Annotated in this window: 12 protein-coding genes; 6 read left to right on the forward strand and 6 right to left on the reverse strand. The window is 60.3% G+C overall.

The features are described from left to right. Positions 1 to 84: 84 nt before the first annotated feature. The 4 genes from KFS80_RS20635 to KFS80_RS20650 all read left to right on the forward strand — a co-directional run bounded on the left by KFS80_RS20635 (position 85) and on the right by KFS80_RS20650 (position 3,089). Entirely contained in the window at positions 85 to 360 is a 276-nt protein-coding gene (locus KFS80_RS20635) for a DUF493 domain-containing protein (RefSeq protein ID WP_039761816.1), read from the forward strand. Then, positions 360 to 1,007 carry a lipoyl(octanoyl) transferase LipB gene (gene lipB / locus KFS80_RS20640; RefSeq protein WP_038361904.1) on the forward strand — a complete coding sequence of 216 codons (648 nt, stop codon included), beginning with the start codon at positions 360 to 362 and terminating at the stop codon, positions 1,005 to 1,007. Before KFS80_RS20635 ends, lipB begins: the two co-directional genes overlap by 1 nt. Positions 1,008 to 1,032: 25 nt before the next feature. Next, positions 1,033 to 2,031 (forward strand): lipoyl synthase, encoded by a 999-nt coding sequence (lipA, locus tag KFS80_RS20645; protein ID WP_212545835.1) that lies wholly within the window; start codon positions 1,033 to 1,035, stop codon positions 2,029 to 2,031. Between the two features lie 107 nt (positions 2,032 to 2,138). Beyond that, complete coding sequence (locus tag KFS80_RS20650) at positions 2,139 to 3,089, forward strand: S66 peptidase family protein (protein WP_212545743.1); 951 nt, start codon at positions 2,139 to 2,141, stop codon at positions 3,087 to 3,089. Between the two features lie 133 nt (positions 3,090 to 3,222). Here KFS80_RS20650 and KFS80_RS20655 read toward each other — a convergent pair whose 3' ends face one another. The 5 genes from KFS80_RS20655 to leuS all read right to left on the reverse strand — a co-directional run bounded on the left by KFS80_RS20655 (position 3,223) and on the right by leuS (position 9,323). Further along, positions 3,223 to 4,545 carry a lytic murein transglycosylase gene (locus KFS80_RS20655; RefSeq protein ID WP_212545744.1) on the reverse strand — a complete coding sequence of 441 codons (1,323 nt, stop codon included), beginning with the start codon at positions 4,543 to 4,545 and terminating at the stop codon, positions 3,223 to 3,225. Positions 4,546 to 4,606: 61 nt separating this feature from the next. Continuing rightward, positions 4,607 to 4,771 carry an alternative ribosome rescue factor ArfA gene (gene arfA / locus KFS80_RS20660; protein WP_053124158.1) on the reverse strand — a complete coding sequence of 55 codons (165 nt, stop codon included), beginning with the start codon at positions 4,769 to 4,771 and terminating at the stop codon, positions 4,607 to 4,609. A 175-nt stretch (positions 4,772 to 4,946) separates the two neighbouring features. Further along, positions 4,947 to 5,984 carry a DNA polymerase III subunit delta gene (holA, locus tag KFS80_RS20665; RefSeq protein WP_212545745.1) on the reverse strand — a complete coding sequence of 346 codons (1,038 nt, stop codon included), beginning with the start codon at positions 5,982 to 5,984 and terminating at the stop codon, positions 4,947 to 4,949. A 39-nt stretch (positions 5,985 to 6,023) separates the two neighbouring features. Then, positions 6,024 to 6,629: an LPS-assembly lipoprotein LptE gene (locus tag KFS80_RS20670; RefSeq protein WP_053124154.1), complete on the reverse strand. Its 606-nt coding sequence runs from the start codon at positions 6,627 to 6,629 to the stop codon at positions 6,024 to 6,026. Positions 6,630 to 6,716: 87 nt separating this feature from the next. Beyond that, positions 6,717 to 9,323 (reverse strand): leucine--tRNA ligase, encoded by a 2,607-nt coding sequence (leuS, locus tag KFS80_RS20675; protein WP_212545746.1) that lies wholly within the window; start codon positions 9,321 to 9,323, stop codon positions 6,717 to 6,719. Positions 9,324 to 9,577: 254 nt separating this feature from the next. Here leuS and KFS80_RS20680 point away from each other — a divergent pair, with 254 nt between their 5' ends. Together KFS80_RS20680 and KFS80_RS20685 are read left to right on the forward strand one after the other, a co-directional pair. Next, positions 9,578 to 9,901, forward strand: a complete 324-nt coding sequence (locus tag KFS80_RS20680) for a hypothetical protein (protein WP_053124151.1) — start codon at positions 9,578 to 9,580, stop codon at positions 9,899 to 9,901. 104 nt (positions 9,902 to 10,005) lie between these two features. After that, positions 10,006 to 10,767: a YdcF family protein gene (locus KFS80_RS20685; RefSeq protein ID WP_212545747.1), complete on the forward strand. Its 762-nt coding sequence runs from the start codon at positions 10,006 to 10,008 to the stop codon at positions 10,765 to 10,767. Between the two features lie 88 nt (positions 10,768 to 10,855). Here KFS80_RS20685 and lnt read toward each other — a convergent pair whose 3' ends face one another. Further along, positions 10,856 to 12,379 (reverse strand): apolipoprotein N-acyltransferase, encoded by a 1,524-nt coding sequence (gene lnt / locus KFS80_RS20690; RefSeq protein ID WP_212545748.1) that lies wholly within the window; start codon positions 12,377 to 12,379, stop codon positions 10,856 to 10,858. Between the last annotated feature and the right edge of the window lie 9 nt (positions 12,380 to 12,388).

A 12,388-nucleotide genomic window follows, 5' to 3' on the forward strand; every position in this document is an offset into this window, starting at 1 on the left:
TTGTGTTGACCTGCATGGCCCCGCCCCGATCCGGTGCGGGGCCATGCGCGTTAACACGGCTTGCGCTCTAGAGGCCGTTACGCCATGACCGATACCGAAGTAAAGGCGCCAAAGATCGAATTCCCTGTAACGGATTATCCCGTTAAGGTGATCAGCGATACCGGTGTGGGCAACAAAGACAAGATCATCGACATCGTCAAAAAACACGCGACCATCAATGATGAGCGCATCGACGAGCGTCAAAGCACCAACGGCAAATACACCACCATCCAGTTGCACATCGTGGCGACCGATCAGGATCAGCTGTACAACATCAACAGCGAACTGCGGGCAACCGGTTTCGTGCACATGGTGCTGTGATGTCCGGCACGCTGGGCTTTCGTGAGCTCGGCCAGATGGCGTACGAGCCGGTCTGGCATGCCATGCAACGCTTTACCAACGAACGCGGCAGCGATGCCGCCGACGAAATCTGGCTCGTCGAACACCCGCCGGTGTTCACTCAGGGCCAGGCTGGCAAGGCCGAACACTTGTTGCTGCCGGGTGATATCCCGGTGGTGCAGGTCGATCGCGGCGGGCAAGTGACTTATCATGGCCCCGGCCAATTGGTCGCTTACCTGTTGCTGGATGTACGCAAGCTGGGTTTTGGCGTGCGTGATCTGGTCAGCCGCATGGAGCTTTGCCTGATCGAACTGCTGGCCAGCTACGGGGTAACCGCAGCGGCCAAGCCAGATGCTCCCGGCGTCTACGTCGACGGAGCGAAAATCGCTTCTCTGGGTTTGCGGATTCGCCACGGTTGTTCCTTTCATGGCCTGGCCCTGAACGTGGATATGAACCTGGAACCGTTTCGACGGATTAATCCCTGCGGCTATGCCGGGCTGGCGATGACCCAGCTGAGCGACCACGCAGGATCGATTGAATTTGCCGAGGTAAGTGCCCGGCTGCGCGCGCAGCTCGTCAAACACCTCGACTATGCTGAGCAGACGACCCTGACGGGCGGAATCGACTGATATGACTACTGATGCAGTGCAAACCATGATCCCGACGCTCGACGTGACCGAGCGCCCGGCCCCGCGTCCCAAGGTAGAAGCGGGCGTCAAGCTGCGCGGCGCCGAGAAGGTTGCACGCATCCCGGTAAAGATCATTCCGACCACCGAGCTGCCGAAGAAACCTGACTGGATTCGTGTGCGCATCCCGGTTTCGCCGGAAGTCGACCGGATCAAGAGCCTGCTGCGCAAACACAAGCTGCACAGCGTTTGCGAAGAGGCGTCCTGCCCGAACCTCGGCGAGTGTTTCTCCGGCGGCACCGCGACCTTCATGATCATGGGCGACATCTGCACCCGTCGCTGCCCGTTCTGCGACGTCGGCCACGGTCGTCCGAAGCCACTGGACGTCAACGAGCCGGAAAGCCTGGCCATCGCTATCGCCGACCTCAAGCTCAAGTACGTGGTGATCACCTCGGTTGACCGCGACGACCTGCGTGACGGCGGTGCCCAGCACTTTGCCGACTGCATCCGCGAAATCCGCAAGCTGTCGCCGAACGTGCAACTGGAAACCCTCGTGCCGGATTATCGTGGCCGCATGGACGTCGCGCTGGAAATCACCGCCGCCGAGCCGCCAGATGTGTTCAACCACAACCTGGAAACCGTGCCGCGCCTGTACAAGGCTGCGCGTCCGGGTTCGGATTACCAGTGGTCGCTGACCCTGCTGCAACGCTTCAAGCAGATGATGCCGCACATCCCGACCAAATCCGGCCTGATGCTGGGTCTGGGCGAGACCGACGACGAAGTCATCGAAGTCATGAAGCGCATGCGCGAACACGACATCGACATGCTGACCCTCGGCCAGTACCTGCAACCGTCGCGCAGCCACTTGCCGGTGCAGCGTTTCGTGCACCCGGACACCTTCGCCTGGTTCGCCGAAGAAGGTTACAAGATGGGCTTCAAAAACGTTGCGTCGGGCCCGCTGGTACGTTCGTCGTATCACGCCGACGAGCAAGCGAAGCTGGTCAAGGCTGAGTTGATGGGTTCCTGATTCAGCACTGAATAAAATGCCCGCCGTGGCTTTAAGTCCGGCGGGCTTTTTTTTGCCTGCTTTCCTGACTACTGTGTGCGCATGACTTCACACTGGGAGCCCCATGGATGACCGTTCGACCGACCCACAGCCTTTTTCCGCATAAACCCGTGCCGGCGTTGCCGTCAGAGGGCGTGATCGGCGTTATCGCGCCTGCCGGGCCGGGTGCGCTGGACACCGACAAGGCAGTGCAGTGGATGCGCGCTCGCGGTTATGCGCTGAAGGTGTTTCCCGGCGTCTATGAAAAGGATGGCTATCTGGCTGGCAGCGATGAGGTGCGGCTTAACGATCTGCACGCAGCGTTCGCAGATGCCGAGGTCGATGCAATCATTTGTCTGCGCGGCGGCTACGGTACGCCGCGCCTGCTGGATCGGATCGACTACGACCTGCTCAGCCGTAACGCCAAACCCTTTGTCGGTTACAGCGACATCACCGCGCTGCACCTCGCGATCAGTCGTTACGCCGGGTTTGTGACCTTTCACGGGCCGCTGCTCAACGCTGACCTGCTTGGTGACAAAGAACCACCGACCGTGACGTCATTCTTCGCCATGCTGCGCGGTCAGTTGAAAGCGGGGAGTGTGCTCAGCCACCCGGTGGCTTACCCCTTGACCACGGTTGAGCCCGGCATTGCCCATGGGCGTTTGCTCGGTGGCAATCTGGCGATGATCGCGGCGACATTGGGCACGCCTTACGAAATTGATGTCGAAGGGGTGATTCTGCTGATCGAAGACATCAACGAGCCGCTGTATCGCATCGATCGCTTGCTGACGCAGATGCGCCTGGCCGGGAAGCTGGCCAGGTTGCGCGGGGTGTTGGTCGGGGATGTGGCGGGGGTGGATATTGATGCGTTGAACCGTTTGCTCAAGCAGACGTTCGAGCCGTTACGGATTCCGGTGTTGTCGGGGTGGCGCAGCGGGCATTGTGATCCGAACCTGACGTTGCCGATGGGCGCGCTGGTAAGGCTGGATGCCGGGAAGAAGGAATTGATGCTGGAGCAGGATGTGGTGATCAAAGCTTAGAAATAAGTCGCCTGACAGTCAGTCTTCGGGAGCAAGCCCCCTCCCACATTCGACCGTGTTCTTATGCTGAAACTCGATCAACTGTGGGAGCGGGCTTGCTCGCGAAGGCGTCAGTCGCCATACAACCGAGCCACTACTGAGTACGCAAGCTCTCAAGCAGCTTGTGCGTCGGATACCCATCCGCCGGCCAGCCAAACGACTGCTGCGCACTGCGGATCGCCTTACGCGTGTTAGCGCCGATAATCCCGTCCGCCGTGCCCGCATCAAAGTTGCGCGCGCTCAACAGGTTCTGCAGTTCAATGCGCTCGCTGCGGCTGAGCGGCATGTCATCTTTCGGCCAGGTGCCGTTGATCAGACCACCGCCACTGAAGCGCTCAGACAACAAGCCAACCGCCAACGCATACGACGAAGAATTGTTGTACTTGAGGATCGCGCGGAAGTTATCCAGCACCAGGAACGCCGGGCCACGATAACCGGCCGGCAGCAGCAGGGCGGCGGACAGTTGCTCGGAGCCCGCCGGAGCCTGACCGCCATTCGGCAGAATCACACCGAGCTGGCGCCATTCAGCGACGCTTTTACGCATCACACCGTCAGCCAGTGTGTAGTTGAAACCGTTCGGCAGTTGCACCTCGAAACCCCACGGCTGACCCCGCTGCCAGCCAGAGCTTTGCAGGTAGTGCGCGGTCGAGGCCAGCGCATCGGCCGGGCTGCCCCAGATGTCGCGGCGACCGTCACCGTCAAAATCCACGGCGTGCGTGTTGTAGGTGGTCGGAATGAACTGGGTCTGGCCCATCGCGCCAGCCCAGGAGCCAAGCATCTTCTCCGGCGTGATATCGCCCTGTTGCAGGATCTGCAGCGCGGCAATCAATTGCGCATGGGCAAAGCCGGGACGGCGACCTTCGTAGGCGAGGGTGGCCAGCGAATTGATCACTGACTTTGTGCCCTGGAACTGGCCGAAGTTACTCTCCATGCCCCACACCGACACCAGCGCCTGACGGTCGACGCCGTAACGCTGTTCGATGCTTTGCAGAATGTCGGCGTACTGATTGATCAGCGCCTGACCTTTGCGTACGCGCAGCGGCGACAGCGCGCCATCGAGGTATTCCCACACCGGGCGGGAGAACTCCGGCTGGCTGCGGTCAGCGCGGATGATGCTCGCGTCGAAGCTGACGTTGGCAAATGCGCGATCGAACAGCTCAGGGCTAATGCCGGCGGCCAAGGCATCCTTACGGAAGCCTGCTTGCCATTCGGCAAAGGTCTGGGTCGGCTGAAGATCGAGAGAGTCGGCGGACGGCACTACCGGCGGGATGATCGCTGGGGCCGTGGCGACAGGGGCAGCTTGAAGAGGTTGCGCATCGGCGGCGGTGGGTTTTTCCGCGCAGGCGACAAGCAGGATGAAGCTGGAGGCAGCGATCAATTGGCGAACGGGCCAACGATGGGAAAGACTTAGGGGCATGCACAGTTCCAGGGGAAACGAGTCAAGTGCAGACCTTAACATGAGCAGGGGGTACTGCGCTTTAAGCAGCCAGAAAGTAAGAAGCCTCCCAGCTGTCAGACTGGAAGGCTTCGCGGCGGTAGCTGCCTTTACCCTTGGTTGGTCGTTCCTGGCGACTGCGGAACAGGGGCTGGGCGACGATGGATTTGGCCTTGTTGGGGCCATGCTTTGCTGGCTTTTTGCTCATGAGGGTTCTCTCATTGGGGTGGGTTTTGCGGGGGAAATAATCTGCCGATGTTGGGCGTCTGTCTATAGGGAAAATGTGGGCGCGCATTGTAGGAAACAAGAGCAAAAGATCGCAGCGTGCCGCAGTTCCTACAAGGATCGGTGTAGGAGCTGCCGAAGGCTGCGATCTTTTGGTCTTATTCAGCAGGCAGTGAAAGGCGTTGGCCAGCCATCAACAATGCCAACCGGCTCAAGCTCATCCACGGTGAACCCGCCGCCTGGCCCTTGATCTGCGCATCAATGCGCTGAGCTTCCAGCAGCAACTGCGCCCAGCGTTGCGCCGTGTAGCGTTGCAGGGCTTTGCTCATCAGCGGTTTGCGCTTATCCCAGACCGGCGGTTTCGCCTGACTGAAACATTTGTCCAGCGGCGTGCCCTGACTGTACTGCAGCGAGATATTGGCCAGCAGGCGCAATTCCCGCGCCAGTGCCCAGAGAATCACCGGCGGCTCGACACCTTCACCGCGCAAGCCTTCGAGCATGCGCAGCGCATGCGCCGGTTCGCCGTTGAGCACGGCGTCGGTCAGGCCGAATACGTCAAACCGTGCGCTGTCGGCCACGGCGGCCTGCACGGTTTCAACGGTGATCTGTCCGCCTTCCGCCATCAGCTTGAGCTTTTCGATTTCCTGCGCGGCGGCGAGCAAGTTGCCCTCGACACGCGCGGCAATCAATTCGACCGCGTCCTGACTGGCCGACAACCCGGCCTGCGACAGACGCTGACGAATCCAGCTCGGCAACTGATTGGCATCCACCGGCCAGATCTGAATGAACTGGGTCTGCTGGCCTTCGACCAGCGCCTTGCCCCACTTGGTTTTCTGCGCACTGCCATCGAGCTTGGGCAAGCTGATCAGCAGCACCGTGTCTTCAGCGGGGCGCGAGCAATATTCGATGAAAGCGGCAGCGCCTTTGTCACCGGGTTTGCCCGAGGGCAGACGCAGTTCCAGCAGGCGTTTTTCCGCGAACAACGACATGCTGGCGCCGGCCTGCAACAACGTACCCCAATCGAAATTGGCGTCGGCGGCAAAGACCTGGCGTTCGTCGAAACCTTGCTCGCGGGCAGCACGGCGGATGGCGTCGGCAGCTTCCTGACACAGCAGCGGGTCATCGCCACTGATGATGTAGACCGGCGCAAGGGCGCCTTGCAGGTGTTTACCGAGTTGGGCGGGGGCGAGCTTCATAAGAAAGGTCGAACGGGGCGCCTGAGCGCCCCGAACATCTTACTGCTGCGGTACTTCGAGCGGCGACTGACGCGGGGTTTCCGCTTCAGCTTTCTGCGCCGCTTCCAGGGCCTGGGCTTCTGCCTTGGCGCGGGCATCGGCGGTCGCCTGCAGTTGATCCAGTTGCGCCGGAGTCAGCTGTTGCAGACGCAGCATCATGCGCTGTACCAGTTCGCGACGGGTTTCGCGACGGGCGTCGTTGGCTTCCTGATCGGAACCGACGAGGTTGTTACCGTCGTGAATGAACACCTTCTGCACTTCAAGCTTGTCGCTCAGCAGGTTCAGGTTGTTGGCGCCGAGAATGTCGTAGCTGAGCACGGTGCTCACCTGATATTCGCCGGTGGTGCCGTTACCCGAGTAGCTGAGGATGCGCTGGTTTTCCTGCTCGTTGGACAGGAACAGCTTGTAAGGCGCGCCGGAAACGACCTTCACGCCGCTGGATTCCAGCACCTGGCGCAGTTGGGTCACAGTCTCGCCGTAAGCGTTACGGGCGCTCAGATCGAGTTCCTTGATCGCCAGTTCGTTGGTGCCGGTGCCGCGCAGCTGGAAACCGCAGGCGCTCAACAGAACGGCGAGGCCCATCACCAGCAGATTGCGTTTGATCATTGTGTTGCTCCCCTTGAAACCAGGTGGGCCGACCGTGCGGCCCGAAAGGTTTTACTCGGCGTCAGGCGAACCTGACGCCCGATCCAATTAGCTGGCGACGATGTTGACCAGTTTCCCCGGCACAACGATCACTTTACGAATGGTCAGACCGTCGACGAAACGCAGAACGTTTTCGTTGCCACGGGCTGCCGCTTCAACTTCTTCACGGGTGGCGCTGGCCGGCATTTCGATCTGGCCGCGCAGCTTGCCGTTGACCTGGATCACCAGGGTCAGGCTGTCCTGCACCAGCGCGCTTTCGTCCACGGCTGGCCAACCGGCGTCGATGACTGCATCGGCGTGACCCAGCTGATTCCACAGCTCGTGGCTGATGTGCGGGGTGATCGGTGCCAGCAACAAGGTCACGGCTTCCAGACCTTCGTGAACCAGAGCGCGATCCTGTTCGGTGCCTTGTGCGGCTTTTTCCAGCACGTTCATCAGCGTCATCACCTGAGCGATGGCGGTGTTGAATTTGTGGTTCTGGCCGACGTCGTGGCTGGCTTGCTTGATGGCCACGTGGATCGAACGGCGAACGGCTTTCTGCTCGTCATTCAGGCTGGCGATGTCGAGCTTGCCCGGCAAGCCCTGACCAACGTGCGCTTGCGCCAGACGCCAGACGCGCTTGAGGAAACGGTGCGAACCTTCAACGCCGGAGTCCGACCATTCGGCGCTCATGTCAGGCGGCGAGGCGAACATCATGAACAGACGGCAAGTGTCAGCGCCGAACTGATCAATCATCGACTGTGGGTCGACGCCGTTGTTTTTCGACTTGGCCATTTTCTCGGTGCCACCGATTTCCACCGGCAGACCGTCGGATTTCAGCTTGGCGCTGATGACCTTGGCTTTGCTGTCACGCTCGAGTTCTACGTCCGCCGGGTTGAACCAGGTGTAAGCACCGTTGGCTTCGCGACGATAGTAGGTTTCGGCGATCACCATGCCTTGGGTCAGCAGGTTCTTGAACGGTTCGTTGGAGCTCACCAGACCTTCATCGCGCATCAGCTTGTGGAAGAAGCGCGCGTAGAGCAGGTGAAGAATCGCGTGTTCGATACCGCCGATGTACTGATCGACCGGCAGCCAGTGATCAGCTGCGGATTTCTCGACCAGACCGCCTTCAAAGTGCGGCGAGGCGTAACGGGCGTAATACCACGACGACTCGACGAAGGTGTCCATGGTGTCGGTTTCACGCTTGGCAGGCTGGCCGCATTTCGGGCAGCTGCATTCGTAAAACTCTGGCATGCGCGCCAGCGGCGAACCGGCGCCGTCCGGCACCACGTCTTCCGGCAGAACGACCGGCAGTTGATCTTCCGGCACCGGCACGTCACCGCACGCATCGCAGTGGATGATCGGGATCGGGCAGCCCCAGTAGCGCTGACGGCTGATGCCCCAGTCGCGCAGGCGGAACTGAGTACGCGAGGCGCCCAGTTCTTTCTTGATCAGGGCGACTTCCATGGCGTCGAACGCGCCAGCGAAGTCCAGACCGTCGAACTCGCCGGAGTTGATCAGTGTGCCGTGCTCGCCGTAGGCGTCTTGCCACGGCGCAGGGTTGCTGTCGCCAGAGCTGGTACGTACGACCGATTTAACCGGCAGGTTGTACTTGTGGGCGAATTCGAAATCGCGCTCGTCGTGCGCCGGTACCGCCATCACAGCGCCGTCGCCGTAGTGCATCAGCACATAGTTGGCGACCCACACCGGCAGTTTCTCGCCAGTCAGCGGGTGCTCGACGAACAGGCCGGTCGGCAGGCCTTTCTTTTCCTGCGTGGCGACGTCGGCTTCAGCGACGCTGCCGCCCTTGCATTCAGCGATGAACGCTTGCAGCTCAGGGTTGTTTTTCGCGGCCAGGGTGGCCAGCGGGTGCTCGGCAGCCACGGCGACATAGGTCGCGCCCATCAGGGTGTCCGGACGGGTAGTGAAGACTTTGAGGGTGCCGGCTTCGCTGATCGAATCGACGTTGTACGGGAACTGCACTTCCATGCCGCGGGATTTGCCGATCCAGTTGCGCTGCATGGTCTTGACCTGTTCAGGCCAGCCAGTCAGTTCGTCGAGGCTCTCCAGCAGCTCATCCGCGTAGGCGGTGATCTTGAAGTAGTACATCGGGATTTCGCGCTTTTCGATCAGCGCGCCGGAACGCCAACCACGACCGTCGATCACCTGCTCGTTAGCGAGAACGGTCTGGTCGATCGGATCCCAGTTCACGGTGCCGTTTTTACGGTAGATCACACCTTTTTCGAACAGGCGAGTGAACAGCCATTGTTCCCAACGGTAGTAATCCGGCTTGCAGGTGGTGACTTCGCGCGACCAGTCGACCGCCAGACCCAGGCTGCGCAGCTGGGTTTTCATGTAGGCGATGTTTTCGTAGGTCCACTTGGCCGGGGCTACGTTGTTCTTCATTGCGGCGTTTTCTGCCGGCATGCCGAAAGCGTCCCAACCCATCGGTTGCAGAACGTTCTTGCCGAGCATGCGCTGGTAGCGGGAGATCACGTCGCCGATGGTGTAGTTGCGCACGTGCCCCATGTGTAGCTTGCCGCTGGGGTAAGGGAACATCGACAGGCAGTAGAAAGTCTCCTTGCCTGGCTGTTCACTGACTTCAAAGGACTTTTGCTCATCCCAGAACGACTGGGCGGCGGCTTCAATTTCACGGGGCTGATATTGTTCGTGCATGGCTACTTTTGTACTGGATAGGGGTGGCCTAATCCTCTTCAACGCAGGTTCCGGGGTTGGCCCGGACGAGCTGGAAGTGGAATTACAGGAAGCGCCGTAGCATACATGACCGCGCTTGGCCTAGGGAAACCCTGATTACAGCTACATGTCCCGCAATACTTGCGTTGGGGCCGTTGGTCGCGGCGTACAGCCGGTTTGTGCAGCGAAGCTAAGCTCTAACTGGGGAGTGAGTCTTATCTTCAATGAGGTGAGGGATGGTGGAGCAACGGCAAAAAAACGTGAATAAACCCGAGTTGTACGAGAGGTTGATCGACCGTCTGGGTATGGCCCTGGACGCAGTAAAAACCGCTGACCGGCTGCGCGACGAGCGCCCCCTGGAACTGGAATTGCGTGGCTTGAGCCCCGCTGAGTTCAAACTGGTCAAGGCCTATCTGGATCGCAGTGAGCGTGAAACGCACGGCTGCCTGTCACAAGCAGTGAAGCAGCTCGATGCAGCACATTCGGCCAAGGTCATCTGGCTCAAGGACAAGGCGCCCGGCAGAGACACCGTCAAAGTACGGGCTATGCAGGCCAAGTAAGCGCATGGCAGGTCAAGAAACGGATCTTTTTCAACGGGATCCCACCTACTGGTTGTAACGCGTTATTAACACTCTTAGGCTTCGGGCATCTTTGGAGATGCCCGATGCCCTTTCGCTATTTCATCAAACAACTTCTATTGCCGCCCGGCATTCTTTTGCTGCTGTTGCTGGCTGCGTGGTGGCTGCGCCGCTCGCGACCGCGATTGGCTGGATTGTGTTTTGCCATTGGTTTTGGCGGGTTCTGGCTGATGAGCCTGCCGGTGGTTGTGCAATGGGGCGCGAAGGCGCTGGAGCGGGAGCCGCCGCTGGCGCGTGAGGAATGGGCGACACTGGCGCAACGGGCTGACGCGATTGTGGTGTTGGGCTCCGGACGTGAGCGTGGCGATCTGGCCTGGGGCGAAGACCAGCCGACCGGCGTCGGGCTTGAACGTCAGCGTTATGCGGCGCGCCTGGCCAAGGCCTCGGGCTTGCCGATTTTGACTTCGGGCGGCCTGCATTACGGCACTCCGCCGACCGAGGCGAAGTTGATGGCCGATTCGCTGCGTGATGATTTCGGCGTGACCGTGCGTTGGCAGGAAGGGGAAAGCCGTACGACGTGGGAGAACGCCAAATTCAGCGCCGACATTCTATTGCCGCAAGGGATCAAACGCGTGGTTGTAGTGACGCAGGCGTGGCACATGCCGCGCTCGGTGTGGAGTTTTGAGCAGGCAGGATTTGAAGTGGTGCCAGCGCCGGTGGGTTTTTTGGGCACTGATAACGCGAGGCCATTTGGTGGCTGGTTGCCGGAATTCAAATCGATCTGGCAGAGCGGGCAGTTGCTGAATGAAGCGGTGGGGCAGGTGGGGTATTCGCTGTTTTACCGCTGAAGATCAAAAGATCGCAGCCTTCGGCAGCTCCTACAAGGGTTGAATACAAATCCCCTGTAGGAGCTGCCGAAGGCTGCGATCTTTTGCTTTAAAGGGTTTTTGAGATCCGGCTAGCCATCAGTGCCCAGCCAAACAGTAGCAAACACAAAATCATCAGCGGCCACGAGCGGTATTGCAGATACGGCGTCAGGTTGTGCATCGGCACCACCTCGCCGTACAGCACACCCTGTTCAAACTGCGGAATCTGCTCGGTGATCTGCCCGAACGGGTTGATCAAACCGGTTACGCCATTGTTGGTCGCGCGGATCATCCAGCGACCCGCTTCCAGTGCGCGCATCTGCGCCATCTGCAAATGTTGCAGCGGGCCGATCGAGGTGCCGAACCAAGTGTCGTTGCTGATCGTCAGCAGCAAATCACTGCGCGCCGACAGGCCGGCAGCGAAGTCCGGGTACACCACTTCGTAGCAGATGAACGGCGCAATCTGATAACCCTTGGCTTGCAACAACGCCTGATCGGCCGGGCCACGGGCGAAGTCAGACATCGGCAAATCGAAGAACGCGATCAAGCCACGCAGGACGTCCTGCAACGGTACGTACTCGCCGAACGGCACCAGTTTCTGCTTCAGGTAAGTGCCATCGCCTTCGCCGACCACGGTGATGCCGTTGAAGAAGCGTTTTTCGTGACGAACCATCTCGCGGATCGGCACGCCGGTAATCAATGCGGATTTACGCTCGGCGGCGAAGTTGCCCATCATGCTCAGGTAGCCTTCGGCAGATTCCTTGAGCACCGGCACAGCGGTTTCCGGCCAGATCAGCAGATCCACCGGTTTCGAGCGGAAACTCAGATCACGGTACAACGCCAACTGTGCGTTGAGCTCGGCCGGATCCCATTTCATGCTTTGCGCGACGTTGCCCTGAATCGCAGCAACGCTCAAAGGCGCGCCCGACGGACTCGTCCAGGCGTGACCCTTAAGCGCGAAACCCGCCACCCAAGGCCCGACCAACAGCACCAGACCGGCGACAACAAAAGCTTTGCGGCGGCTTTGCAGCAAACGCGGCGCGTTGTAGATCAGCGCAGCGGTCAGTGCCAGCACGAACCCCACCAGCCACATGCCACCGACCGGCGCGAGCCCCGCTAGCGGGCCGTCGAGCTGGCTGTAACCCGAGTACAACCACGGGAAACCAGTCAGGAACCAGCCACGAAACATTTCCTGACCAACCCACAGCGCAGCAAAAGCGAGGGCGTCGGCCAGCGGCGCTTCGTTGCGACGCAACCAGCGCGCCCAAATCCAGGCGGGCAGTGCGAAGAACCAGGCAATCGCGGCGGTAAACAGCAGCATCAGGAACCCGGCCAGCAGCACCGAAGCGCCGCCGAAATGGTGGATGCTGTAATAGATCCAACTGGTGCCGGCGCCGAACAGGCCGAAACCGAAGCACCAGCCACGGCCCAGCGCCTGACGCGGGCTTAGCTCGCGCAGACCGGCGTAGAACAAACCGACTGCGAGCAAGGCCAGCGGCCAGATGTTAAAAGGCGCCAGAGCGAAGGTGGTGATTGCACCGGCCGCCACGGCCAGCAGGTTACCGGGCCAGCCGGGGCGGGTTGTCCAGCGCATTTCAATCCT

Source organism: Pseudomonas rustica, from assembly GCF_018336155.1.
GTDB lineage: Bacteria > Pseudomonadota > Gammaproteobacteria > Pseudomonadales > Pseudomonadaceae > Aquipseudomonas > Aquipseudomonas rustica.